20 protein-coding genes are annotated in these 25,419 nt (G+C 50.4%); 14 read left to right on the forward strand and 6 right to left on the reverse strand.

Annotation, left to right across the window (positions count from 1 at the left end):
- Positions 1–206 precede the first annotated feature (206 nt).
- Entirely contained in the window at positions 207–746 is a 540-nt protein-coding gene (locus K7P01_RS11745) for a TlpA family protein disulfide reductase (RefSeq protein WP_267293143.1), read from the forward strand.
- Positions 747–815: 69 nt separating this feature from the next.
- Positions 816–1,529 carry a PrsW family intramembrane metalloprotease gene (locus K7P01_RS11750; RefSeq protein ID WP_267293145.1) on the forward strand — a complete coding sequence of 238 codons (714 nt, stop codon included), beginning with the start codon at positions 816–818 and terminating at the stop codon, positions 1,527–1,529.
- A 39-nt stretch (positions 1,530–1,568) separates the two neighbouring features.
- Here K7P01_RS11750 and K7P01_RS11755 read toward each other — a convergent pair whose 3' ends face one another.
- Positions 1,569–2,105 (reverse strand): hypothetical protein, encoded by a 537-nt coding sequence (locus tag K7P01_RS11755; protein ID WP_267293147.1) that lies wholly within the window; start codon positions 2,103–2,105, stop codon positions 1,569–1,571.
- Between the two features lie 57 nt (positions 2,106–2,162).
- Positions 2,163–4,538, reverse strand: a complete 2,376-nt coding sequence (locus K7P01_RS11760; protein WP_267293149.1) for a GAF domain-containing protein — start codon at positions 4,536–4,538, stop codon at positions 2,163–2,165.
- Between the two features lie 200 nt (positions 4,539–4,738).
- Between K7P01_RS11760 and K7P01_RS11765 the strand changes: the two genes are divergently transcribed.
- Together K7P01_RS11765 and proC are read left to right on the forward strand one after the other, a co-directional pair.
- A complete protein-coding gene (locus K7P01_RS11765) occupies positions 4,739–5,458 on the forward strand; it encodes a hypothetical protein (RefSeq protein ID WP_267293151.1) in 720 nt (239 codons plus the stop codon).
- Between the two features lie 114 nt (positions 5,459–5,572).
- On the forward strand, positions 5,573–6,370 hold the full coding sequence (gene proC, locus K7P01_RS11770; RefSeq protein ID WP_267293153.1) for a pyrroline-5-carboxylate reductase: 798 nt from the start codon (positions 5,573–5,575) through the stop codon (positions 6,368–6,370).
- A 17-nt stretch (positions 6,371–6,387) separates the two neighbouring features.
- Here the strand turns inward: proC and K7P01_RS11775 are convergent, their stop codons facing one another.
- Complete coding sequence (locus K7P01_RS11775) at positions 6,388–6,843, reverse strand: hypothetical protein (protein WP_267293155.1); 456 nt, start codon at positions 6,841–6,843, stop codon at positions 6,388–6,390.
- A 306-nt stretch (positions 6,844–7,149) separates the two neighbouring features.
- On the opposite strand from K7P01_RS11775, the gene rnr reads away from it, so the two are divergent.
- From rnr to K7P01_RS11795, 4 genes are all read left to right on the forward strand, one after another.
- Positions 7,150–9,432, forward strand: a complete 2,283-nt coding sequence (gene rnr / locus K7P01_RS11780; protein ID WP_267293157.1) for a ribonuclease R — start codon at positions 7,150–7,152, stop codon at positions 9,430–9,432.
- Positions 9,433–9,496: 64 nt separating this feature from the next.
- Positions 9,497–10,474, forward strand: coding sequence for a polyprenyl synthetase family protein (locus K7P01_RS11785; protein ID WP_267293159.1), 978 nt, complete (start codon positions 9,497–9,499; stop codon positions 10,472–10,474).
- A gap of 126 nt (positions 10,475–10,600) precedes the next feature.
- Positions 10,601–11,812 carry a nucleoside permease gene (locus K7P01_RS11790; RefSeq protein WP_267293161.1) on the forward strand — a complete coding sequence of 404 codons (1,212 nt, stop codon included), beginning with the start codon at positions 10,601–10,603 and terminating at the stop codon, positions 11,810–11,812.
- A gap of 21 nt (positions 11,813–11,833) precedes the next feature.
- Positions 11,834–13,024 carry a Gfo/Idh/MocA family protein gene (locus K7P01_RS11795; protein ID WP_267293163.1) on the forward strand — a complete coding sequence of 397 codons (1,191 nt, stop codon included), beginning with the start codon at positions 11,834–11,836 and terminating at the stop codon, positions 13,022–13,024.
- A gap of 65 nt (positions 13,025–13,089) precedes the next feature.
- On the opposite strand, the gene K7P01_RS11800 is transcribed toward K7P01_RS11795, so the two are convergent.
- Positions 13,090–15,255, reverse strand: a complete 2,166-nt coding sequence (locus K7P01_RS11800; RefSeq protein ID WP_267293165.1) for a S9 family peptidase — start codon at positions 15,253–15,255, stop codon at positions 13,090–13,092.
- A 113-nt stretch (positions 15,256–15,368) separates the two neighbouring features.
- Here K7P01_RS11800 and K7P01_RS11805 point away from each other — a divergent pair, with 113 nt between their 5' ends.
- Positions 15,369–16,355, forward strand: a complete 987-nt coding sequence (locus K7P01_RS11805) for a YpdA family putative bacillithiol disulfide reductase (RefSeq protein ID WP_267293167.1) — start codon at positions 15,369–15,371, stop codon at positions 16,353–16,355.
- A gap of 33 nt (positions 16,356–16,388) precedes the next feature.
- On the opposite strand, the gene gldJ is transcribed toward K7P01_RS11805, so the two are convergent.
- A complete protein-coding gene (gene gldJ / locus K7P01_RS11810; RefSeq protein WP_254082412.1) occupies positions 16,389–17,615 on the reverse strand; it encodes a gliding motility lipoprotein GldJ in 1,227 nt (408 codons plus the stop codon).
- 272 nt (positions 17,616–17,887) lie between these two features.
- Between gldJ and K7P01_RS11815 the strand changes: the two genes are divergently transcribed.
- On the forward strand, positions 17,888–18,139 hold the full coding sequence (locus K7P01_RS11815; RefSeq protein ID WP_254082413.1) for a hypothetical protein: 252 nt from the start codon (positions 17,888–17,890) through the stop codon (positions 18,137–18,139).
- Here K7P01_RS11815 and mfd read toward each other — a convergent pair.
- Positions 18,100–21,474 (reverse strand): transcription-repair coupling factor, encoded by a 3,375-nt coding sequence (gene mfd, locus K7P01_RS11820; protein WP_267293172.1) that lies wholly within the window; start codon positions 21,472–21,474, stop codon positions 18,100–18,102. The genes K7P01_RS11815 and mfd overlap by 40 nt on opposite strands.
- A gap of 153 nt (positions 21,475–21,627) precedes the next feature.
- Here mfd and K7P01_RS11825 point away from each other — a divergent pair, with 153 nt between their 5' ends.
- From K7P01_RS11825 to K7P01_RS11840, 4 genes are all read left to right on the forward strand, one after another.
- Positions 21,628–21,819, forward strand: a complete 192-nt coding sequence (locus K7P01_RS11825) for a hypothetical protein (protein ID WP_267293174.1) — start codon at positions 21,628–21,630, stop codon at positions 21,817–21,819.
- Positions 21,816–22,280 (forward strand): peroxiredoxin family protein, encoded by a 465-nt coding sequence (locus K7P01_RS11830; RefSeq protein ID WP_267293176.1) that lies wholly within the window; start codon positions 21,816–21,818, stop codon positions 22,278–22,280. Before K7P01_RS11825 ends, K7P01_RS11830 begins: the two co-directional genes overlap by 4 nt.
- A gap of 1 nt (position 22,281) precedes the next feature.
- On the forward strand, positions 22,282–23,025 hold the full coding sequence (locus K7P01_RS11835; protein WP_267293178.1) for a YqjF family protein: 744 nt from the start codon (positions 22,282–22,284) through the stop codon (positions 23,023–23,025).
- Between the two features lie 908 nt (positions 23,026–23,933).
- Positions 23,934–25,412 (forward strand): Do family serine endopeptidase, encoded by a 1,479-nt coding sequence (locus K7P01_RS11840; RefSeq protein ID WP_267293180.1) that lies wholly within the window; start codon positions 23,934–23,936, stop codon positions 25,410–25,412.
- Positions 25,413–25,419 lie beyond the last annotated feature (7 nt).

The following is a 25,419-nucleotide window of genomic DNA, read 5'->3' on the forward strand; positions in this document are numbered from 1 at the left end:
CACGCTTGCCACTGTGCGCATGTGTGGTATAGAGACCACACATGCTGCGCTTTTGGTCGAAGCTACCCGCCATCTACGCATAAATTTCTCACATGTACCGACTACCCCATGTTTTCACCGCCAGGGTGTCGATTTTGTCTCCTACCTTTGCTTTCTGGCGGTTACTATTTCCGTCGTTGAAGACATTCACTCCTAAACACAATTGTATGAAACACTTTGTATTGTCTCTCGTCATGATGATCATGGGTCTTGCGGCGCATGCCCAGGTCGTTGGCAAGATGTTCCCCGCGATGGAAGCCGAGAGTGTAGAAGACAAAAAAGTAAAACTGCCCGACGATGTGAAAGGCAAATATACCCTGCTCGGCCTGGCGTACTCCAAAAAATCGGAAGATGAACTGAACTCCTGGTTCCAACCCGTGTTCGAGAAGTTCATTCAAAAGACCAACGGACTGATGTCGGGGTTTGGTTATGACGTAAACGTATACTTCGTTCCCATGTTCACCGGCGTGAATGCGGCCGCGACGGGCACCGCCAAACGCAAAGCCCTGAAGAACATCGACCCCCAGCTGTTGCCCTACATCCTGTTTTACAGGGGCGAGCTGAAGCCGTACAAAGAAGCCCTCGACTTCGAGAAAAAAGACATTCCTTATTTCTTCGTGCTCGACGAAACGGGCAAGATTGTCTACGCCACTTCCGGCAAATTCTCTACCACAAAGCTTGATAAGGTAGAAGAAGTCATCGAATAGAAGCCTTTTTATCTATTTTGACAGGAATTGACGATTTAAGAGTACCTTAGATCGTCAATTTTGTTTTAGATGAATCTTATCAGCCTGGTAGCCCTGGCCGTCGCACCCGGGGTGGCCATTGCCCTATACATATACTTAAAAGACCAACACGAACGGGAGCCACTCTCCCTGTTGCTGATAAGCTTCCTCTACGGCACGCTGAGCGCCGTGATCACACTGATCATTAGCCTTCCCCTCAACATCTTCCTGATCACAAAGCCCCACGACGTGGTAGGGGAGTTCTATAATGCCTTCTTCAAAGTCGCACTGGTGGAAGAGCTGAGCAAGTTCCTGTTCGTCCGCTTTGTGTTATACAACAACAAGAACTTCAACGAGCCCTTTGACGGCATTGTCTACGCCGTGATGGTAAGCATGGGCTTCGCCACACTCGAGAACATTATCTACGTCTATGAATTCGGCGTCACCACAGGCATCCTACGCATGTTTACAGCCGTGCCGGCCCATGCCATCTTTGGCGTGTTAATGGGATATTTTGTAGGCAAAGCACGGTTTGCCCCATACCGGCAGTTTTATTACAGCATCATAGGTCTCGGAGCGGCCGCGATCCTGCACGGCGCATACGACTACTTCTGGTTTCTCTCACACCTGCCAGCACTCTGGATCGGAGGCGTAGCCTCCCTGGTCCTGGGGTTCGTCCTCGCCCGCAAAGCCATCCGCCTGCATCAACAAGCTTCTCCTTTCTCAGTCCGAAGGGAGGAGTCCAGGCAGCAGGGAACAGAGTAAGCAAACAAGCATGTTCGCGCTCGCACGCACGCTGTATTTTTAGGGTGTTATTTCAATCCTCTTCAAAACAGCAACCTGTCTAAAATGCCCCTTTTTCAAAAGCCCCACCAACTGGGCCGGAGTAGGATCGATCTGGTATAGCTTCTTACCGTGGACAACCGACGAGTCTACCTTAATCTCGCGACCAAAGTTCTTAATAAACGTAGGAAATTCCTTTTCTTCTGCTCCCAACATAAAATAGGCTATATCGCCGTTGGCCTCGAGCCGCATCGCTCGCACCAGCCACTCCGGATTGTTAAAGAGATTGATAAAGTAATAGCCTTTATAGTAGCGCAATAACAGGCTGTCGCCCAGTACGCGCTTGTCGCCCTTGTCGCTCAGGGCAAAATAGGTATGCGCCTCCACCACCAACGTATCGCGTACTGCGCGGTTGTCTTCCGGCAACAGGTAGTGTCCGCGCATAGCCTCGGGTATTTCCGCCAGGGAATTCACCCCCTTGGGTTGGGGCGCGCGATAGGTAATTTCCTGACAACCGATGAGACCCAGGAAAAACAAGCTGATACAAAGCACTCTCATAAGATGAAGGTACAAAGCTTTCCTGGAAGTGTATAAACTAGAACGATTGAAATTTCATTACAACAACCGCAACGCCTCTTCCATACCAGCCGCCAGGGACGGGGCTTCACCAATCGTAGCGTGCTCTTCCGGGGCCACGGCTATACGCAGCGCCCGCAATCCGGTGGCGCCGGGCAAGGCTTCCAGCTCCAGCATTTCCACCACGCCCACCATCAGGTTGCGCGCCCGCAGGTAATGGAAGTACCGCTCGTATTCATCCTCGATTTTTACCTGGTTATATACAATAGCAATCTTGCCGGGTTGGGTCAGTCGTTCGCCGGTGTTTTTAATAAAAGCCTTGTCGATACGTTTCTTGACGATCTCGTACCGAATGTCATAGGCGCCGTCCACATCGAACTGGCGCTCGTCGGCGCGAAACCGGATCGACAGAGGCTGGTCGTGTACGAGAATGAGCTGGGTGATGTCCAGCGGCGCTTTCAGTGTCGCCTTGAGCGATGTTATCTTTCGTGCGATATCCACCATTGTCAGCAACTGCCACAGCCGAAAATTCTGCAGATTATAGGCGTCGAATGTTATATTTTTTAAAAGCGAGCTTCCGACATACAGCGTAAACTCCACACCGTCGGTTCTATACTTCTCAAAATAATGTGGAAACATCTTCTGCGCCTCGTCGTCGGCATCATCCAGACAGGCGCCAATGGTATGATTGATCTGTTGCAGACTGTCTTCAAATGCCTGCCGGCGCGTATAAACCACACCAAAGAACGGGTCCAGCTGCGACCGGTAATGCTCGATGGCCTGTTGCAACACAGCCTCGTGTTCAAAGCGCTGCAACAGGGGATGGATCTCTTGTTTCAAAAAGTCCAAAACATCGCTTTCGTCGCTCGACACCAGCCCGCGGCCCAACCGCGCAAAATGTTCCTCCACCTTGACCAGAGCTGCATCCAGCAACGGTAGGCTCATGTGCTCCTGAAACGTCCGCAGCAACGTGCCGGCCAGTACCAGGTTCTCCTGCAGGTCCCGTTGAATGGCCACATTCCGCTCGATCGATGAATTGCGTACGTCGGCCATACCAAACAGTGGGTATACATCTTTAAAAACAATCTCTTCCAGAACGGCCTTGTCGTTTGTACGGCGTTTGTTCATCAGGTTTACACCCGCCTCAAAGAATCGCCACTGCACTGTCGCATGGATCGCGGTACACTCTTCCTGTATCAGCGCACGCACCTCGGTCGACAGCTCCTCCTTCACACGCTTGACCGCCGTGGTAAACATGGGCAGCACATGCTCCATCTTGTGGGCGCTAACAGGATTCAGCTGGCCTGGCACCGGCGACACGAGCTCCAGCATACCGATCGTTTCTCCTTCGTCTACCAGCGGTGTCAGCAAAATATTCCGAACACCGTCTGTCAGTAAGTGTTCTTCAATGGGCGACCGGAACGGATAATCTTCTAAATTCTCTACCGTGATGCTGCGCCGCTCAATCCAGCTGCGTTCATATACCGACCCCGACAGATGGGCACCTTGCAAATCGCTGATGGTACCGAGCAGCGTCCTCCACCGTTCCGTGGCAGGATAGCTAATCGCCAGGCGATTGCTGGGGTCCAGGTACGCTATGCTCATGCGTATGTCTGCCATGCCAAACAACGACTGCACTTTGTGCTCAATGCGACTGAAGCTCTCTGGCTGCATCAGCGCCTGACGCTCCAGCAAATCATATTTGATCGACGACAGCATCTCCTGTTCGGTAACGTCGATCATGCGCATGATCAGAAAGCCTTGAAAAGTATAGTCTTCGGGCCGGAAGTATTGCAGCCATAAATCGACGTCATAAATCTTTTCGATCAGGAATTTGATAATGTTTTTGTCGATCGCCTTAGGCGCAGTATGCGGAATGATCTCGCAAAACTCTTGGTTTAGCTCCACTTTGTATACCCGGCCCAAACCTGTAACTTTATCTTTCAGGGCCACAATCACCGGCTTGGGATTGCTTGACGAGATGCGGCTGTCCTGATATTTTTCGAGGATCATGAGGCAGGCCCGCAAAATTTTCCCCAGTGTCACACGGCCACCTGGCACATTGGCCACCGCCTGCTCCTCAAAGTCTGTCAGGTCGATATGGGCGTTAAAGGCAGGAGTGGCATAAATGGCCTTAAGATTAAAGGGCTCGATAATCGCTACCAGGTCAGTGGAATTGGACGCCAGCGGAATGGCGGCCGTCAGGAGGAAGTTGATAAATGGACGGTGCTTTTCTAATGTCGAATAGTCGTCGATCGGCTGTCGCAGTTCTGGGGCTTGATCAATGTATGCCAGAAGCTGCTCCGCAAACGCCGGCAACTCGCCACTACGAATGCGCTCCTCCCAGTATTCCACCAGCAACCGCAAGCTCAATACAGTTTTAAACGGAAATGCACGGTGGTGGACGTTCGACATAAGACAGGTTTCGCTGGTAATACGCGACTGCGTGTTCAGGGTTCTAAAAAAGAGACGGAAAACACGATCGGTCTATTGTGAAATGCACATGAAATGACACTTATACGCTATCAAAAAAGGTCTCAAAACCTTATTTTTGAGGCCGTTGCAACCTAAAAGTGCAGGAGCGTGTCTATAGAGTACAACGCGGGAAAAGGACTATGAAGTCGTCAAGAATTTTAATTATCTGGGTAGGCATGCTGCTGGCAGCATGCGGCGTGGTGGGAGAGCCTGCTGTGGCAGACAGTGGGCTGCTTATTTCTTCCTTCTTATTTGATTTCAGCAAAGAGCAATACGACTGGCAAGCAGACTTTGCCGATTACCCTGTCGATTCTGCTCAAGCTGCCTCCTATTTGCTCAGCGCAACGTACACGGCCCGCCCCGAAAACCTGGGAAACGGTGTCAGCGCCATGATGCTGACCGGCAACAACCAGGGCGAGAAACTTTTTATGTATATGAAAAAGAAGGTCACCGGGTTGGTCCCCGATGTAAACTACACCGTGATCTTCGAAATTGAGCTCGCCTCTGAGCTTCCTGCGAAAGGATTGGGGAAAGAAGTATTGCTAAAAGCTGGTGCCACATACTCCGAGCCCAAAACGATGATCGATAACGGCAACTATGTGCTCAACGTTGACAAGGGCGAAAGCTTCAACCGCGGCGAGGACATGGTCCCGCTCGGCAACATTGGTACCACAGAAGGCACGAAAGACTTTCAGCTCATCACGCGCTCAAATGGGGAAACATCCGGTCCCTTCATTGCCAAGAGCAATAGCAAAGGGGAAATGTGGCTCATGGTAGGAACAGAAACGACCTTCCACGGCATCACCACGGTATACTATAGCAAAGTGAACGTTATCCTCAGCAGCAGCAACCAGCAGTAGCAAAGGCTACACAATGTATACTACCGAACAAAAGTAAGCCCACACGTATTACACAGTTGTATTAAATTTCAGACCGGGTGCTGAGAAGTCCCCGAAAGTATTTTAATTTTCACGATGAAGCATTCAAAAATAGCCATCATCGGAGGCGGAAATCTAGGCGCGGCCATTGCCGAAGGTTTGCTGAAAAGTAAGTTCATCACGCCGGACCACCTGACGGTTACACGCCGGAATACCGATGCCCTCAGTGCCCTCGCCAGGCAAGGTGTACACACCACCAGCGACAACAAAAAAGCCATACATGACAGCGACGTAATTATCGTGGCCGTAAAGCCCTATAACGTTCGCGAGATCCTTGATAGCCTGAAAGAGAGCTTCGATCCCTCCCGCCACATCGTCATCAGCGTAGTGACAGGCGTATTTCTCAAAGACTTGCAAGGTATTCTAACAGCCGGCATGCCCATCTTCCGCGCCATGCCCAATACCGCCATTGCCATTCAGGAATCTGTCACCTGTCTCTGCCACCAGGGCGCTACGACTGAACAAGTGTCGTATGTCACGGAGCTGTTTGACCAGTTGGGCATCACCATCAACATTGACGAGAAGTTGATGGATGCCGCCACTGTACTGGGTGCCTGCGGCATAGCCTTTGCGCTGCGCTTCATTCGTGCATCGACACAAGGTGGCATTGAAATTGGCTTTGATGCCAAGACCGCCAATCTCATCGCCGCGCAGACGGTCAAAGGCGCAGCCGAGTTACTGCTCAAGCTCAACCGCCACCCGGAAGAGGAAATCGACAAGGTAACAACACCCAAAGGCTGCACCATTGTGGGCCTGAACGAAATGGAGCACCAGGGCTTCAGCTCGTCGCTTATCAAAGGTATTGGCGCGTCGTACGATAAGATTGTAAAGTAACCGGGACGGGTCTGCGGCTAGAATTTGACGCGGACCTCGTCTTTGTACTTGACAGGTACTCGTAATGGAAAACCATGGTAGTTTACCTTGAGCACGCCCTCGTACCGTACTTCAAACTTCTTTCCTCCCAGCACACTGAAGATCGTATCCAGGAAGCCAAGCTCCTGCATAGCCAGCTTTACCTCCAGCGGCACCGTAAACTCACCCTTGGCGGGAATGATCGTGTTCAGCTCCTGGTCAACCGTACCAGCCTTCTTGCCGTCGACAAAAATCTCGACGTTAATACGCTTTAGCTTACCGTGCTGCGGATTGGGGTTGAAAAAAATGGCCTGTGCTTTCAGCATCGGGGCCGTGGTACCATCGACTACCACGTCTTTAATTTGTCGTAAAACAATGTCTTCCTTCGGTGTTTTACATGACGCCAGCATCACCAACAGACCGACTACCAGAAATTTTAACGTAGCTTTATACATAGTAAACAGATTCGTAACACACTATTTGTAGCAAGGATCGAACCATATCGAGCTGTTTACCGTTGGAAGGTGTGTAGGGGCTTCCCCAGCCTGACGATTTACCGTTGCAATCAGTTGTTGCTAATAATTGATTCTGCCGACCCTTCCATGTTTAAATGACCATGATCCGGGCAAGCACAGCGATATTTTTTGAATATAGCGACCACAAATATGCAGGAATTGGCTGAATTGCTGATATTTAGATGTCAAAATAACAACGTGGGGCATTTTTTTTGACTCCTACACCCCAACTAAAACAAGCTCACTATGAGCAAAAAGACAAAAAACGAAAAGACCAAAGCTCCGAAAGGAACGAAAACTCCAAAAGGGACCAAAAAACCGAAAGGCAAAGACCTTAAGAAATTCTTTCAACAGGCCATCCTCGAGATGCTCGACCATGCGGACGGAAGAGGCTACAGCATCAAACAAATTCTGAAAAAGCTGGACCTCAAAAAACGCGACGATATCAAACTGGCCACGTTCACCATCTATCAACTCGAAGACGACGATCAGATAAAACCGCTCAAGAACGGTAGCTTTGTCAGCAACCGTAAAGTAGAAGAACTCACCGGCATTGTTGACCATGTCAGCTCACGCTTTGCGTATGTTCGCCTAGGCGCAGGGAAAGATGATATCTTTATCAAAGGTGGCCGCGACCTGGCCGGCGCTGTCGATGGCGATACCGTGAAGATCACGCTGCTGTCTACACGCCACGGCGATCACCAGGAAGGTAGAGTAATAGAAGTCATACGCCGTAGCCGTACCCGCTTCGCGGGCAAGATCGAAATCTCAAAAAGCTTCGCCTTCGTCGTACCCGACTATCGCAAAATGCATCAGGACTTCTTCGTGTACCCCGAGAATGTCAACGGCGCCCGTAGCGGCGACAAGGTAATCGTAGAAGTCACCTCATGGGCAACCGACGATCGCAAGCCCGAAGCCAAGGTAATAGAAGTCCTCGGCCGCGCAGGCGAGAACGAAGCCGAGATCCACTCCATCATGGCGGAATTCGGACTGCCGTTCCGCTTCCCGCAAGAAGTAGACGACGAGTCGAAAAAGGTTAAAGAAGGCATTACCAAAGAAGAAGTTAAAAAGCGCTGGGATTTCCGCGAAGTCACGACCTTTACAATCGACCCCTTTGACGCAAAAGACTTTGACGATGCGTTGTCATTCCAAACACTGCCAAACGGCAACTATGAGATTGGCATACATATCGCCGACGTGACACATTATGTGAAACCCGACACCGAGTTGGAGAAAGAAGCGTATGAGCGAGCCACCTCGGTATACCTGGTAGACCGTACTATCCCAATGTTGCCCGAACGCATATCCAACGAGTTGTGCTCACTGCGTCCGCATGAGGATAAACTTACCTTCTCGGCCGTCTTCGAATTGGACGCCTCGGGTAAAATCAAAAAAGAGTGGTTCGGACGTACCGTTATCCACTCCGATGTACGCTTTAGCTACGAAGAAGCACAAGAGATCCTCGAGCGTGGCACAGGCACCCTGGCCGAAGAGCTGAAGATCTTGAACGACATGGCCAAGAAGCTACGCAAGCAACGCTTTGCCAAAGGCGCCGTGAACTTCGAAACAACAGAAGTGAAGTTCAAGCTCGATGAAAAGGGTAAACCGCTCGCAGTCATTCCGAAGGTGCGCAAAGATGCTCACAAGCTCATCGAAGAGTTTATGCTGCTGGCCAACAAACGTGTGGCCACCTATATCTACGACATGAAGAAGGGCAAGGAGAAAAATACGTATGTATACCGTATCCACGACTCGCCCGATCCGGAAAAGGTGCAAGACTTTGCCGTGTTTGCTAAACAATTTGGACACCAGATCAACATCGATGATGCGTCGATCAGCCAGTCGCTGAACAAACTGATGACCTCCATCGAAGGCAAGCCTGAACAAAATATACTGGAACAGCTCGCCATTCGCACCATGGCAAAGGCCAAGTATTCGACAGAAGCCAAAGGACACTTTGGCTTGGCGTTCGAACACTACTCGCACTTTACATCGCCGATCCGTCGTTATCCCGACATGATGGCGCATCGCCTGCTGCAGCACTACCTGGACGAAGGTAAGTCCGCAAACAAAGCCGAATACGAAGAAAAATGCGTGCACTCTTCCGAACGTGAAAAGCGTGCTGCCGATGCCGAGCGGGCGTCGATCAAATACAAGCAAGTAGAGTTCATGGCCAACGCCGAAAACCGCGCGTACGAAGGCCTGATCTCGGGCGTGACCGAATGGGGTCTCTATGTCGAGATCGTCGAGACGAAATGCGAAGGCATGATCCGATTGGCCGATCTTTCAGATGACTTCTACGAGTTTGACCAGCGCAGCTACCGCGTGATCGGCCGCAAGACGAAGAAGGTCTATACGCTGGGCGATAAAATAAAGGTGAAGGTGAAAAAGACCGACATCGACAAACGCCTGATCGATCTGGTCTTCGCCGACAGCAAACTGGAAAAAGGCCAGCGTGACGAGAAAGTCGAGCGGGGCGCCAGAGGGGAGAGACCCAGGAAAGGCCGCAAAAAAAGTTTTGAAGATTAACGCATAATTTGCTCTCTTAGCAGCCTGGTAGTAACACTACCAGGCTTTTTTTATACGTATACACATGGAGCAACAGGTAAAATCGTACTTGGCATTGGTTGAAAAGGAAATCGCCCGGCACAAATACGGCCGGCAGCCCGACTCCCTGTACGAACCCATCCGGTATCTGATGAGCCTGGGCGGCAAACGCCTGCGTCCCATGCTCACACTGCTATCGTATTCACTGTATAAAAGTGATGTCAAAAGCATTCTCCCCTATGCCGCCGCGGTAGAAGTATTTCACAACTTCACGCTTATGCACGACGACATCATGGACAAGGCACCCCTGCGCCGCGGCCATGCCACCGTACACGAAAAGTGGAATACCAACACCGCCATACTCTCAGGCGACGTCATGCTCATAAAAGCATACGAAATGTTTATGGGCCTCGAACCCACCACGCTCAAGACCGTGCTCAAGTCGTTTAACCAATGCGCCGCCGAAGTATGCGAAGGCCAGCAATGGGACATGGAGTTTGAGACCAGCCCTACCGTAACGGAGGCGTCCTATATTCAGATGATCCGGCTCAAGACCGCCGTACTGCTCGGCTTCAGCTTAGAGCTCGGCGCCATCCTCGCCGATGCACCCGAACAAGATCGTAAGGCTTTACGTGAATTCGGTACCAGCATCGGCATCGGCTTTCAGCTGAAAGACGACCTGCTCGATGCGTATGCCGACCCGAAGAAATTTGGCAAGCAGGTAGGGGGCGACATCATCGCCAACAAAAAGACCTTCTTGCTCATCAAGGCACTGGAACAAGCCAAAGGCAAGCAGAAAAAAGAGCTACAAACCTGGCTGGAAGCCAGGCGATTCAGCAAAAAGGAAAAAGTCACAGCCGTCAAGGCCATCTACGACGACCTCTCCATCCCAACACTTACTACAAAGAAGATCAACAGCTTCTTCACCAAAGGCTTTAGCCAATTAGAAAAACTCTCCGTGCCGGCCACAGCCAAAGACGCGCTACGCGCATACACGCAGGCGCTGATCGAACGGCAGTCGTAAGCCACAACGCACACGCACACATGTATTTCCGCTCTCACACTCACGCTCACGCTGATTATTACGTGGGTGGCTTCGTTGCTACGAAGCATCCCTGTATCTTTCTAGGCATGTAAAATTAACCATCCTATGAAGCCAATAGTTTTTACGAAACTCTCCGTCATGATGCTCCTCGAGTATTTTGTCTGGGGTGCATGGTACGTTACCTTGGGAAAATACATGAAGACTGTTCTTCATACGGACGATGTGGATGTTGGGAAAACCTTTGGTGCGCTGGCCATCGCTACGATGATCTCACCATTCTTTGTCGGCATGGTGGCCGACCGGTATTTCGCAGCACAACGTATCATGGGGGTATTGCACCTCCTGGGTGCCGCGGTGTTGTTCTTCGCCATCCAAGTAACAGACAAAGATGTATTCTACTACGTTATCCTTTTTTATTCGTTGCTCTATACACCCACCATCGCCTTGTCTAACAGCATCGTCTTCCATCAAATAACGGACCCCGGCCGGCAATTTCCGTGGATCCGCGTATTTGGTACGGTGGGGTGGATCCTGTCAGGCTTACTCATAGGATACCTGGCCCTGGAAGAGTCGGCAATCACGATGCCTGCCACCTTTCAGATTGCCGCCGCCGCATCGGCTCTGCTGGGCGTCATCAGTTTCATCATGCCTCATACACCGCCCAAGGGTAAGGCAGCTAAAAGCTCTGCTTTTAGCGCATTGGGTGGTGAAGCCCTGGTACTATTCAAAGACAAAGCCTATCTCGTCTTTTTTATCGCCGCAATTTTAGTATGTATTCCATTGTCGTTCTACTATGGATTTGCCAACATCTTCCTGGACGAAGTGGGTATGAAAAAAGCGGCCGGCGAAATGACCTGGGGCCAGGTATCCGAAGCAATCTTTATCCTGGCAATACCGTTTCTTTTTTACAGCATCGGCGTAAAGCGAATGTTGCTGCTGGGCATGGCCGCATGGATCTTACGATATCTCCTCTTTGCCTATGGAAACGTAGACGCTAACCTCTGGATGCTATACGCCGGCATCGTGCTGCACGGCATCTGTTACGATTTCTTCTTTGTAACAGGCTACATGTATACCGAGAAAAAGGCCGGCGAGAAAATCAAGAGCGCAGCCCAGGGACTATTCACCTTTGCTACCTATGGTCTGGGTATGTTCATTGGAACCTGGTTCTCGGGGTTGACGACCGATTACTATAGTGTCGGAAAAGTACACGACTGGAAAAGCATCTGGTTCGTGCCTGCCTACATTGCCGTGGCCGTCGTACTCTACTTTATATTGTTCTTCAAAGAAAAAAGCGAGATCAAGCAATCATCCTAAAACCAAAACATATACCGCACTATGAATATCGCCATGCTCGGCTCCGGATTTATCGGCAGATTTTATGCTGACTCCATGCAAGGTTACCGGAGCAAAGACAAAGTCGTCACCATCTATTCGCGCCGCGAAGAGAGTGCCAAAAAATTTGCCACCGACTACAAAGTGGCCTTTACTACCACCAATATGGAGGCGGCCATCAATCGCCCCGAAGTAGACGTCGTTTGCATCGCACTGCCCAACAACCTCCACGAAGAGGCTGTGATGCTCTGCTGCAAGCACAAGAAAGCCGTAATCACCACCAAGCCTCTCGGCCGCAATGCCCAGGAAGCCAAACGCATGCTGGAAGCCGTAGAAAAAGCCGGCATCTTCAACGGCTACCTCGAAGACCTCGTATATACTCCCAAGTTCATCAAAGCGCTGGAAAGCGTTAAGAACGGCGCACTCGGCCGTATCCTGTGGGCGAAGTCACGCGAAACACACCCTGGCCCACACAGCGATTGGTTCTGGGACATCGAGCAAGCCGGCGGCGGATGTATCCTCGACCTGGGATGTCACTGCGTAGAAATCACACGTAGCTATATCGGCAAAGACATCAAACCGGTAGAAGTAATGTGCTGGGCAGACACACAAGTAAAACCCATCGACGCCGAAGACCACGCCATCGGCCTGGTAAAATACGAGAACGGCGCCATCGGCCAGTTTGAAGTAAGCTGGACATTCCGTGGTGGCCTTGACTTACGCGACGAAGTAATGGGCAGCGAAGGCACCATCTGGATCAACAGCTTCCTACGCACCGGCTTCGACATGTTCACCACCGGCAAAGGCGCCGACTACGTAGCAGAAAAAGCCGAAAGCAACACAGGTTGGCTATTCCCAGTAGGGGATGAGTTGAACGAGCTCGGTTACAATCACATGTTCATGGACATGTTTGACGCCATGGAAAAAGGCATAGCCCCGAAAGAAACCTTCTACGACGGCTATGTAGTAAACTCCATTCTGGATTCAGCCTATCGCTCCGCCAAAAGCAAGCAATGGGAGCCCGTAAACCTCGACATCTGGCGCGGCAAAACCGGCGTAACAAAAGACGGCCACCTAACCGAATACGACGCCGACCACTACCTGGTAAAAGAAGAAATAACCCACTACGGCGCCAAAAAAGTCATCATCAAAAACAAAACCACCGGCAAGATCTCCGAAAAAGTAGTAGACTAAGCTTGACGGTTTCAAAAAAAAGAGGCTCCAACCAGGGAGCCTCTTCCTTTTATAGCGTCATCTTCTTACAAGCTCTCCACCACATAATCCACCATCATAGTATAAAGATGCAAGCGCGTCGCCCCACCCTGAATACCATGATGCTTATCCGGATAATAAAACGACCGAAACTTCTTCCCCGCATTAATCAACGCTTCTTGTAAAACAACGGAGTTCTGGAAATGCACATTATCGTCCCCGGTACCATGAATTAAAAGAAAATTGCCCTGTAAATTCTTAGCATACGTAGACGGCGAATTATCATCATACCCGGAAGCATTCAACTGCGGCGTCTGTTGAAACCGCTCTGTGTAAATGTTGTCATAAAACCGCCAGTTCGTAACAGGTGCCACAGCAATCCCCATCTTAAAGACACCCGCACCCTTCGTCATCGCCAACGACGACATATAACCACCAAAGCTCCAACCCCAGATGCCAATCCGGCTCGGGTCTATAAACGGAAGGCTTGCCAAATACTTAGCCCCCGCCAGGTGATCCTCCAATTCATACTTTCCAAGTTGCTTGTACGTAAGCTTTTTAAAATGCTCGCCACGCGCACCCGTACCGCGCGGATCGATGATAGCAACGATATACCCCTTCTGCACCAATATCTGATGGAAAATAAAATGGCCACCGCCCCAGGAATCAGTTACCTGCTGCGACCCAGGTCCACTGTATTGATATACCAACACCGGATACTTCTTACTCGCATCGAAGTTACGAGGCTTCAGAAAAAACCCATCCAGCATCGTACTACCATCAGCCGCCTTGAATGAAAAGAACTCCTTACCAGCAAAGCCATACTCCTCCTGTGCCTTAACCAACGCCTCGTTGTTCTCCAGCACCTTCAACACCGCATTGCCTTTCGTCTTATACAAGCTCACCACTTGCGGCTTGGCCGCCTGTGAATAATAATCGATATAGAATTGATAATCACTGCTCATGTTAATACGGTGAGTACCCGGAGCAGTCGAAAGACGCGCTTTCTTCTTCCCATCAAACGAGAGCGAGTACAAATAGCGCTCACGCGGCGAAACTTCAGTCGAAGTAAAATAAAGCACTTTTCCCTTCTCATCCACACCAACAACATCCGCTATCTCAAAGTTACCCTGCGTCAGCTGGCGCACCAGCTTACCATTCATATCGTACAGGTACAAATGCTTATATCCGCTCCGCTCACTGGCATGAATAAACTGCGTACCATTCTCCAGATACAGCAGATTGTCAATAAAGTCAAGATCCACATACGTCTCGCTCTTCTCATTCAGCACAACACGCGATGCACCTGTGGCCGCATTCACATGCAAAACATCCAGGCTATTCTGCAGCCGGTTCAGACGACGCACAGAAAGCAGTTGCGCATCATTCGTCCACTTGATCCGCGGTATATAAATATCCGTTTCAGTACCAATGTCTGCTTTAATTTTTTGTTTAGACGCTAAGTCGTACACCCAGATCTCGACAACAGAGTTTGCTTCACCCGCCTTAGGATATTTAAAACGATAATCCGTAGGATACAATGTCTTACCCCACCGCTGCAGATTATACTCATGCACGCCAGACTCATCAAAACGATAATACGCCAGCCTCTTCCCATCAGGCGACCAGTGAAAGCCATCAACAAAGCTAAATTCCTCCTCATATACCCAGTCCGTCGTACCGTTAATAATGTGGTTGAACTTGCCATCCGTTGTCACCTGCACCTCCTGCATATCGGCCAGCGTCACGTAGAAAAAATTATTCTCGCGCACAAACGCCACCTTACTGCCATCTGGAGAGAACGCTGCATAAGATTGCTTCCCGTTACCCGACAACGGCTTCACCGTCTTCTGCGCGATGTCGTACACAAAGTACTGCGCCGTAAACGAGTGGCGATATATACTCTCCACATTCGTCAGAAGCAACACCTTAGTTTCGTCGACGCTCAGCGAATAATCGTCGATTCGCAATGCCGGGCTCAGGGCAGAGCCGTCTACGATAGTCTCCACAGGTTGTCCCGTGGTAATACTGTACTTAATGACCTTATTGTCTTTTAAAGACGAGTAAAACTGGCCGTTTTTCATCCAGTTAATGCCGTACACGGATTTCTGTGCAAACGTATTCCGCACGGTAAAGTCCTCCACGGCGATCTGGCGCTGTGCGCTGGAGGCGTAGAAGGCTACGACTAAACAACTTATCAGAATCAGTCTCATAAATAGGTTAATGGATTTGGTTAATCAGTTATTCAACCACAAGAATAAGAAAGTTACCAGTAAACTCCCTACCGAATTATTTTGAATGGCGATTTCTGCCATCTTTGCCAACCATGCAAGACACATACGACCTCATCATCATCGGGGCCGGGCCCATTGGCCTGGCGTGTGGCATAGAAGCCCAGAAAGCCGGACTGCGGTACCTGATTATTGAAAAAGGATGCCTGGTCAATTCGCTATACCACTACCCGCTAAACATGACATTCTTCTCCACGTCGGACCGACTGGAGATTGGCGGCGTACCCTTCGTTTCCCATCAACCCAAACCCAACCGGGCCGAAGCCCTGGAATACTTTCGCCGTGTAGCCACCAGCTGGGAACTGAACGTGCATCTATACGAAGAAGTGCTCTCTGTAACACACGCCGACAACGGCAACCACCATACCGTCACCACACCCAAAGCACAATACAATACCAAAGCGCTTGTACTGTCGCTAGGCTTTTATGATCGTCCGTACTTGCTGAATGTACCAGGCGAAGACCTGCCGAAAGTAAAACACTACTACGACGAGCCCCATCCCTACTTCGCGCAAAAGATCGTCGTAGTAGGCGCGGCGAACTCCGCTGTAGACGTGGCCCTCGAAACCTGGCGCAAAGGTGCAGAAGTCACCATGGTCATCCGCGAGAACGGCATCCGCGACAGCGTCAAATATTGGGTTAAACCCGACATCGAAAACCGCATACAGGAGGGATCCATCAAAGCATACTTTCATTCGACCGTAAAAGCCATTACCCCCCATGCGGTGCAGATCATCACCCCCGAGGGAGAAGTATTAGTGGAAAATGATTTTGTATTAGCGATGACCGGCTACGAGCCGCCCTTCGCGTTTATGCGCGACATGGGCATTGCCTTTCAGGACGATGCCTTTCACACACCGGTCTATAACGAAGAGACCATGGAAACCAATGTGCCGGGCCTATACCTGGCGGGTGTGGTATGCGGCGGGTTAAAAACCAACAAATGGTTTATTGAAAATTCGCGCGTACATGCGGAGATGATCGTCACCCACCTGCAGAAAGCAAAAAAAGCCGCTCAATGAGCGGCTTTTTTATATCGTTGTTATTACGAGTTCTTAGTAGTTCGAACCGGCACGGATCATCGCGCAACGGAAACCTACAGTAGCCGTAGCAGAGTCCTGATCCAGGAAGCGGCGTGTACCGGGTGACATCCAGTAGGCTACGTCTTTCCATGAACCGCCTTTGAATACGCGGGCCTTGTCGGTAATAAGTGACGTGAAAGATTCAGGATTCTTGTCAGCGTCGCTGTTGTAACCGGCAGAAGGATCAAGGAAACCATCACGACGGATCGGGTTCAGATCGTCGAAGTCTTGGTAGGTAGTAGGACGGTAGATGTCTTGCACCCACTCGCTTACGTTACCAGCCATGTTATACAGACCATAGTCGTTCGGAGGGAATTCGTAGATATACGAAGTGATCAGCGCACCATCGTTCAGACGACCGGCAATACCGGCATAGTCACCACGACCGCGTTTGAAGTTCGCCAACATAAAGCCCATCTGCTTACCGTAGGGGTTACGCACAGCGTGACCATCCCAAGGGTAAATGCGTTGGTGGGTTTGCATTTCTTCCAGCCACTGTGTGCCGATGAGAGCTTGAGCAGCGTACTCCCATTCTGCTTCTGTCGGCAGGCGGTAAGCCGGAACAACGACACCAGATTCCAGGGGAATGCGGCCATCGCTTTCAGCGTATTCTTCACCAGCATTTTCAGCCAGTTTAATGTTTACAGCACGAGTTCTCCATACAGCATATTTGCTGGCCTGGTTCCAGGTTATACCCACAACAGGGAAATAACGGAAGCCCGGGTAACGCAGATAGTGATCCACGTACGGATCGTTGAAGGCCAGTTTACCCACCCACACCGAAGTGTCGGGAAGAGCAGCCTGGTAAGCTTCCTGCGACGAGTCCTTCGCCAGGTAGTGCATGTACTCCAACCAGTGAATATTAGCAATCTCCGTTTCGTCCATATAGAATGACGCCACAGAAACAGTTCTCTCAATATTGTCGCGATACGACATAACATCTTCCTCGAACGAGCCCATGACGGCACGGCCACCTTCGATGAATACCATATTCGGCGCATCTGGCTGACCTTCGTAAGGATTGACCATAAAGCCGCCCTGATCTTCGTCATTATAAGCGAGGCCTGTAGCCGAGCTCATCTGACCGGGGTTTTGGGCTGTAGGCTTACCGCCTTTGCCTCCAAAAAGTGAGCAGGAAGACAGCGCCACTGACCCTCCGGCTACGAACAAAAGAACCCTGAAAGAATACTTTATTTTCATTTTCTGATATTAAATCAAATGCTAATTAAAAGGATAATACCATGTTTTCCAAGTAGTCGCAAGTTATTCGTGAATCTTTGATAAAAGCGAACGAGTAAGTTTTTGAAGCGTTTTGCATGTGTTTTTAAAACGCCAAAAAGGCACTGGAATTGTTTCGGGAATATGGTATCCAGTTTTGGGAAGGCCAGCAGTCAAAAGTACGGTTTAGTGAACAAATTCGGCGGTTGGAAAAATGGCACATTATTTCGATTAACCACCTGCAAAAACCAACCATGTTAACACTAGACGATTTCCGCGTGATGCCTTTTGAGCGAAAATGCGATGTAATTACCTTCCATGGAAATTACCTGATGCAACGCGTTCTCGCAGACTGCAAGGTGTTCCTGTATTTCACGGAGGGCTTTTTTATCGAGGTGTTTTATTCACCAAAACACCAAAAAGTGTTGATGATCAACGCCTTCGATAATACGCTCGGCCTGAAGCCCTATTTGGACAAAATCTCTTTGACCGACCTGCTCTCCTGACCGGCCATCCGGCCAAGCAAGTCGATCGCTGCATCGACCGTCTTGATCGCATCCACGATAAGCATAGCTTTACCGCCGCTATCCTTCATCTTACACTGCTTCGAGTTCTTTTGCACGAACGAAAGGACCTGACCAAAGATATCGGAGCTGAAATAAGTGTCATTCGTGGATATGAAATAAGCCCGCAGCTTTTCATTTTTCAAGCTTAGTTTCTCAAATCCCAGTTTTTCGCCGAGCCAGCGTAGCCGCACCGTGTTAACGAGCTCCTCTACCGACGCCGGCAACGGACCAAACCGGTCGCGTACTTCGTTGGCGAACTTCGCCAGTTCCTCTTCATTGTCAATGTTGTCCAACCGCGAATACAGTTGTAGGCGCTCCGTGACGCTGGCCACGTAAGTTTCTGGAATCAATATTTCCAGATCGGTTTCAATAACGCAGTCCTGTACAATCAGCTTTATCTTCTCGGCAAGATCAGAAGCAAACAGGTCGCGGAAGTCCGTTTCCTTCAATTCCTGAATAGCGTCGTCGAGGATCTTGTGATAGGTGTCGAAACCCAGGTCTGTAATAAAACCTGTCTGTTCGCCACCCAACAAGTTACCCGCCCCGCGAATATCGAGGTCGCGCATAGCCACTTTAAAGCCATCCCCTAATTCCGAAAACTCTTCCAGCGCGCCCAGGCGCTTACGCGAATCGGCCGTTAATAGCGACGCCGGCGGTGTCAGTAAATAACAATATGCCTTTTTATTTGAACGCCCCACACGCCCGCGCATTTGGTGCAGATCGGAGAGACCAAACATGTGCGCCTGGTTGATCATAATCGTATTGGCATTAGGAATGTCAAGACCCGACTCGATGATATTGGTAGACACCAACACATCATACTCGCCGTCGATAAACCGGGCCATAACCTTTTCCAGCTTGTCGCCTTCCATCTGGCCATGGCCAATACCAATGCGCGCATCGGGCACCAGCTTATAGATCGTGTTGGCCATTGACTCGATGTCGCTCACCCGGTTGTGTACAAAGAAAACCTGGCCCCCACGACGAAGCTCGTTGCTGATAGCATCGCGTATAACCTCCTCGTTAAACGTATGCAGCTCGGTCGTAACCGGTTGCCGGTTAGGCGGCGGCGTCGCGATCACACTCAGGTCGCGTGCACCCATAAGCGAGAAGTGCAGTGTACGCGGAATAGGCGTTGCCGTAAGCGTCAATACATCGACGCTAATTTTCAGTTCTTTTAAGCGATCCTTTACTTTAACCCCAAACTTCTGCTCCTCATCGATGACCAACAACCCCAGGTCTTTAAACTTGACGTCCTTGCTCACAATACGGTGAGTGCCGATCAGGATATTTACTTTTCCCTCACCGGTATCTTTAATAATCTCCTTTATATCGGCATCGCTCTTAAAGCGCGATACATAGTCGACACGTACCGGGAAGCTTGCCAAACGATCGCGGAATGTACGGTAGTGCTGCATGGCGAGGATCGTCGTCGGCACCAACACCGCCACCTGCTTCCCTTCCGACGCTGCCTTGAACGCGGCACGTACCGCCACCTCGGTTTTACCAAAGCCTACATCACCACACACCAAACGGTCCATCGGGTGTGGGTTCTGCATATCGCGCTTCACGTCCTCAGTCGCACGGGCCTGATCAGGAGTATCTTCATAGATAAACGACGACTCCAGTTCCGCTTGCAGAAACCCATCGGGTGAATACGCATACCCCGGCGCAGACTTGCGCTTGGCATACAGCTCGATCAGCTCCTTGGCAATATCTTTAACGCGTCGTTTTACTTTCGACTTCTTCGTCTCCCACTCCTGCGTACCCAGCTTGCTCATGATCGGCGGCGTACCTTCCTTGCCGGAGTACTTCGAAATCTTGTGCAGCGAGTGAATGCTGATATACATCAAATCATCATCACGGAACACAAGGCGGATCGCTTCCTGCTCATGTCCGTTCACATCGCGTTTCTCGAGGCCGGCAAACTTGGCAATGCCGTAGTCGATATGCGTCACAAAGTCGCCGGGCTGTAGCGTTTGCAGCTCGCGCAGCGTAAGCGCCTTCGACTTGGTAAACTTTTCTTTGGCGCGGTACCGATGGAAACGCTCAAAGATCTGGTGGTCCGTATAACACACCATTTTCATGTGCTGGTCCACATAGCCTTGACGCAACGCAAACTCCAGGGGTTGGAACTTCAGACTGATGTTGATCTCCTCCAGAATGCCCTTAAGGCGATCCAACTGACGCGGTACATCCGCCGCGATAAAATTACTGTAGCCATGACCCTGTTGATCGTACAGATCCGTGGCCAGCATGTCAAAATTCTTGTTAAACGAAGGCTGTGCCGACGAAGGATAATCAAAAATAGCCGCATCGTGAAAAATGGCACGGCTGCCAAACTCCACACGCACAAACGCGTTGATGCGCTGCAGAAAAGCATCACGTGTATCAAACAGCTTCTCCGGTGCGCTGACAACCTGAGCCCCACTCGCACGAATGATCTTATCAAATGAGGCCGCAACCTTCTCAAAGCTCTTCTGAATGATGTCCGCCGTAAGCTGAACATCCTTGAACCACACTCGTGCTTCCGGCGAAATAAACTCAAAAAGCGACTGCCGTTCCTCTTGTACGAGCTTGGTCTGTACATTGGGGATGATACTGACCTTGTCGAGCTGTGCTACCGACAACTGCGAGCCCGGCTCAAACGTACGAATGCTGTCCACTTCGTCACCGAAAAGCTCGATACGAACCGGCAGCTCGTTGGCAAATGAAAATATATCGATGATCCCGCCGCGAATGGCAAACTGCCCCGCTTCGTACACAAAGTCGGTCTTCTCAAAATCGTACGTGTGCAGAAAATCTTCCAGGAAAGCGATGTCGAGATTCTCCTGCAGCTTAATTGTAAAGGTATTGGACGCCAGCGAGCGCTTGTTGATCACTTTCTCGCTAAGCGCTTCAGGATAGGTAACGATGATCTCCGGTGCCGTTTTATTGGCAATGCGGCTCAGTACCTCGGCACGCATCAGAATGTTGGCATTTTCAGTTTCGTCGTATTCGTACGGACGACGATACGACATCGGGAAGATCGGCACCTCACGATCCAGCAGATTTTGCAGGTCGTTTTGAAAGTACGCAGCCTCCTCACGGTCCTGTAAAACGATGACGTAATCCTGTGGATGAAGCTTAAAAGTGGCCGCTACCATAACAGCGTCAAGGCTTCCAGCCAGCCCTTTAATGCGCACAGCTTGCGCCTGAGACGCCTTTATCCCTGCGGCTACGGTCTTGACAAATCCATCCGCTTTGTAAATACTTATAAAATCGGTCGCCCTCACTGTATCCTGATCCGTGAATCGTTTAAAACGTTAATGTGTGCTGAATGTTTTGCCTGCAACGTGACCCGTCGGTAAAACGAAGACACAAAGATAATGGCTTTCGAAAATTTTGTGCCAGTGCATACAAGTGATATTTTTAAGGCTGCGAGTCATATGTTTTTTATCCGCCAGCTTTTTCTGTACATCAGCATCACCGCCGGGTTGTTCCTGCTCATCGGTCTTTTCCGGCCATGGATCATGCTGTGGTGGGAAGACGTTCAAAACCGCCGCAAAGTAATTAAGCTGTACGGCAGCGTAGCCGTGGTCGCTTATCTCGTATATTGGCTCACGATTCTCCTCGTATGATAAAACCTGCAATTTTTCTCCTGGCAACGTTACTGCTGACCGTCGCGTCGTATGCGCAACAGGTTACCTCCGATCTGCCCGCCCTGCAAATCACCGGCCTCGATGGCAAATCCTTTTCCGCCAAAACCCTGAAGGGCAAAACCGTAATCGTGATGTATCAACCTGACTGCGACCACTGCCAGCGCGAAGCGACCCAGATACAGCAAAACATCGCATCCTTCAAAGCGTACCAGATTTACTTCGTCACTACCGCTACATCCGCCGAAATCAAAAAGTTCGCCGCCGAATACAAATTAAACACTTCCCGCAACGTACACTTCGGCACAACCACCCTCGGCAACATCCTCAGTACCTACGGCCCCGTCGAAACTCCATCACTATACATCTACAGTGCCGATGGCCACCTCGTAAAAAAATTCAATGGCGAGACCGACATTCAGGTAGTCAAAAAGCACTTGTAACATGGCCGGCACATTCCTGACCGCCGAATGGAAAAAGTTGCTCATGGTGAACTACGTAGTAGACCCCGCCATACTGCAACCTCACGTACCCGTCGGCACCGAGCTCGACCTGTGGCAAGGCCGCTGTTACGTAAGCGTAGTAGGCTTTATGTTCGTCAACACGCGCCTGCGCGGCTTTCGCATCCCCTTTCACAGCAACTTCGAAGAAGTAAACCTGCGCTTCTACGTGCGCTATAAACACCCCGTGGACGGCTGGCGTCGGGGCGTGGTGTTCATCAAAGAGATTGTGCCAAAGCCAGCACTCACGTTTGTAGCCAACACCATCTATCGCGAAAACTACCAGACCATGCCCATGGCACACCGTTGGGAACAGTCTAACGACACCCTCACGGTGGAATATCGCTGGCACCACAACGACTGGAACAGCATTAGCCTGACTACGGCAAATGCCCCCGCACCGTTACAACCAGGTAGTGAAGAAGAATTCATAACAGAACACTATTGGGGCTACACCCGCATCGGCACTGCCCGCAGCGCGGAATACGGCGTCGAGCACCCCGCATGGCTCGTTTACCCACCCGCAACCCAATATATCGTTAATGTCGACTTCGGCCCACTCTACGGCCCAGAGTTCGCCCACCTGGCAACCACCACCCCAGCCTCCGTCTTCCTCGCCGAAGGATCCCAAATCGTCGTAAAAGAAGGCCATAAGCTACCCCATCAAGCATTGCTCGCGCAAGCCTGAGGCCCGCCCAGGGCCAGCGACCTGTGACCACAACTGCCAGGTTTCCACAAGCCATTCAGCTACGTATCTATCGCCCAAAACCAAACAACAGTTCGTTCTCTGTGCGGGCACACGATATAAAGCTTTCTCCCAACATGTGAAGAGTTTGTTAAAAAGCGCGTCATAGCTAAAAAATCACCCAAATTGGGCCAAACATAAAGCTAACGAGTTCCGTAACGGAGGGTATAAATATGGAACAATCGTATCCCCACCCCATGCGGTCTAACCATGATGTAAAGGAGTCTGCGAATAGGAGTCTCCGACGCTTGCGTATTTTATTACTGATCTGGTTGATTTCGTTAATGGCAACAGTGCTTTGGTATTCGCTGAGCGTCTAGACGTAAACGGCCCCGAGCCTCCAGTTGTACCCACTCCTTACGTTATGGCCTTTCCCCGACCTGAACCAACAGGCCCGCCTGCCGTAGGCCTGCCCGAAATATTAATTTATTATTATTTTTCACCACGTTGCCATAGGCCAAAACCATAGCCGAAATAGACCATCGCTAGGGTCCAGCTAGGGATTACCCGTATCAAACCTATACCATAGCCATACCTTAGCTATACCCGACATATAGCTGACTTTAGCATAGAGGGGGTCTGGCAATAGGTCCTTCAACATTTCCCCAAAAACCGCGCTCTTCTTTCAACTTTCCACCGAGCATTTTCATCCTCAATAAATCAGCACGAAACACCCAAAAAACCGTTTGAAAAGATCCTTGAACCAAAATCCGAAAAGTTTCGTAGATAGTACTACTGCATAAAAAATCAGCAAAAAAGTCGCTCCTGACACGGCCGTGCTGACAAAATTTCTGACGAGGGCTTGTTGCCTGATTTTTGATATGCAATGAACCGCTAATAAAAACGTGATTATGAAAAGATTCGCATCTCTTTTTTTAGCCGCAGTGCTCGGAAGCGCCAGCACAGTGGCCATCGTACAGTGGCTTGACAACAACAAACCCGTGAAGTTGGAGTATATGAGCGGCGTGCCGACGACGCAGGTCGCCTACAGGGTTGATGAACATGGGCAAGCCGTTCCATTGGATTTCACGCAAACTGCCGAAGCCGTAACGCCCGCAGTCGTATTCATTCAGTCTACGCAAGACGCCCCGCGTCGCAGTGAAGCGCCCGCCGAGGGATATGATCCCTTCCGCGAGTTCTTCGGGCCCCGTGGTCCGCAAGGCCCCAGTCAAAGCTCCGGCTCGGGTGTGATCATCAATGAAAAGGGCTATATCGTGACCAACAACCACGTGGTACAAGATGCCGACGTGGTGGAAGTAACACTCTCTGACAACCGTACACTGAAAGCCGAGGTGATCGGTACCGACCCCGATACAGACATTGCCTTGATCAAGATCGAGGCAACCGGTTTACCGCACCTTTCTTTCGTCGATTCTGACAAATCAAAGGTAGGCGAATGGGTACTGGCCGTCGGCAACCCTTACAACCTGAACTCCACCGTCACGGCGGGTATCATCAGCGCAAAGGGGAGAAACATCAACATTTTGCAACGCAACTCGCAGGAAGGAAACACCGCCATTGAATCGTTTATTCAAACCGATGCGGCCATCAACCCCGGCAACAGCGGCGGCGCACTGGTAAACCTCAACGGCGGCCTGCTGGGTATCAACACCGCCATTGCCAGCCCGACCGGTTCATACTCCGGGTATGGTTTTGCAGTACCGGCTAACATCGTGAGCAAGATCACCGAGGACCTCATCCAGTTCGGGGCAGTGCAGCGCGGGTGGTTGGGAGTATCGATTGCGAGCGTAAACAGCGCCCTGGTGAAAGAAAAAGACCTGACTGTAAACGAAGGTGCTTACGTCTCTGCCTTTGCTGAAAAGAGCTCTGCCAAAGATGCCGGATTGAAGGAAGGCGACGTGGTTACTAAAATTGACGAAACGCCTATTCGGTCCAGCGCTGCGCTGATTGAATACATCGGCCGTCACCGCCCGGGCGATAAAGTGAACATGGTCGTAAACCGCCATGGCAAAGAGATGACGCTTCCCGTAACATTAAAGAACCGCGACGGTAATACTGTCGCGGTAAAACCGGAAGAGCGTGATGGTTTTGCGGCCCTTGGGCTGGAGGTAGAAAATATTGATGGAAATGTTCTAAAAAAATTGGATATTGAGAACGGTGTTCGGGTAAAAGAACTCAGCAACGGCAAACTAGCCAAGCACACCGATATTCGTGAAGGCTTCATCATTACGAAAGTCAACGAAGTGCAGGTGAAATCCGTTAAAGAGTTTAACGAACTACTGAAGAAGAAAAAACCGGGCGAAATGGTAATTCTTTCCGGCATCTACGAAGACCTGCCAAGAGAGTTCAATTACGCCTTTAGGATGTAATCTTATA

The organism is Parachryseolinea silvisoli, from assembly GCF_021190955.1.
Taxonomy (GTDB): domain Bacteria; phylum Bacteroidota; class Bacteroidia; order Cytophagales; family Cyclobacteriaceae; genus Ohtaekwangia; species Ohtaekwangia silvisoli.

What these genes read in the sequence shown, in the direction of transcription:
- K7P01_RS11745 (WP_267293143.1), top strand. Translation starts at nt 207, where the DNA reads ATGAAACACTTTGTATTGTCTCTCGTCATGATGATCATGGGTCTTGCG.
- K7P01_RS11750 (WP_267293145.1), top strand. Translation starts at nt 816, where the DNA reads ATGAATCTTATCAGCCTGGTAGCCCTGGCCGTCGCACCCGGGGTGGCC.
- K7P01_RS11755 (WP_267293147.1), bottom strand. Translation starts at nt 2,105, where the DNA reads ATGAGAGTGCTTTGTATCAGCTTGTTTTTCCTGGGTCTCATCGGTTGT.
- K7P01_RS11760 (WP_267293149.1), bottom strand. Translation starts at nt 4,538, where the DNA reads ATGTCGAACGTCCACCACCGTGCATTTCCGTTTAAAACTGTATTGAGC.
- K7P01_RS11765 (WP_267293151.1), top strand. Translation starts at nt 4,739, where the DNA reads ATGAAGTCGTCAAGAATTTTAATTATCTGGGTAGGCATGCTGCTGGCA.
- proC (WP_267293153.1), top strand. Translation starts at nt 5,573, where the DNA reads ATGAAGCATTCAAAAATAGCCATCATCGGAGGCGGAAATCTAGGCGCG.
- K7P01_RS11775 (WP_267293155.1), bottom strand. Translation starts at nt 6,843, where the DNA reads ATGTATAAAGCTACGTTAAAATTTCTGGTAGTCGGTCTGTTGGTGATG.
- rnr (WP_267293157.1), top strand. Translation starts at nt 7,150, where the DNA reads ATGAGCAAAAAGACAAAAAACGAAAAGACCAAAGCTCCGAAAGGAACG.
- K7P01_RS11785 (WP_267293159.1), top strand. Translation starts at nt 9,497, where the DNA reads ATGGAGCAACAGGTAAAATCGTACTTGGCATTGGTTGAAAAGGAAATC.
- K7P01_RS11790 (WP_267293161.1), top strand. Translation starts at nt 10,601, where the DNA reads ATGAAGCCAATAGTTTTTACGAAACTCTCCGTCATGATGCTCCTCGAG.
- K7P01_RS11795 (WP_267293163.1), top strand. Translation starts at nt 11,834, where the DNA reads ATGAATATCGCCATGCTCGGCTCCGGATTTATCGGCAGATTTTATGCT.
- K7P01_RS11800 (WP_267293165.1), bottom strand. Translation starts at nt 15,255, where the DNA reads ATGAGACTGATTCTGATAAGTTGTTTAGTCGTAGCCTTCTACGCCTCC.
- K7P01_RS11805 (WP_267293167.1), top strand. Translation starts at nt 15,369, where the DNA reads ATGCAAGACACATACGACCTCATCATCATCGGGGCCGGGCCCATTGGC.
- gldJ (WP_254082412.1), bottom strand. Translation starts at nt 17,615, where the DNA reads ATGAAAATAAAGTATTCTTTCAGGGTTCTTTTGTTCGTAGCCGGAGGG.
- K7P01_RS11815 (WP_254082413.1), top strand. Translation starts at nt 17,888, where the DNA reads ATGTTAACACTAGACGATTTCCGCGTGATGCCTTTTGAGCGAAAATGC.
- K7P01_RS11825 (WP_267293174.1), top strand. Translation starts at nt 21,628, where the DNA reads ATGTTTTTTATCCGCCAGCTTTTTCTGTACATCAGCATCACCGCCGGG.
- K7P01_RS11830 (WP_267293176.1), top strand. Translation starts at nt 21,816, where the DNA reads ATGATAAAACCTGCAATTTTTCTCCTGGCAACGTTACTGCTGACCGTC.
- K7P01_RS11835 (WP_267293178.1), top strand. Translation starts at nt 22,282, where the DNA reads ATGGCCGGCACATTCCTGACCGCCGAATGGAAAAAGTTGCTCATGGTG.
- K7P01_RS11840 (WP_267293180.1), top strand. Translation starts at nt 23,934, where the DNA reads ATGAAAAGATTCGCATCTCTTTTTTTAGCCGCAGTGCTCGGAAGCGCC.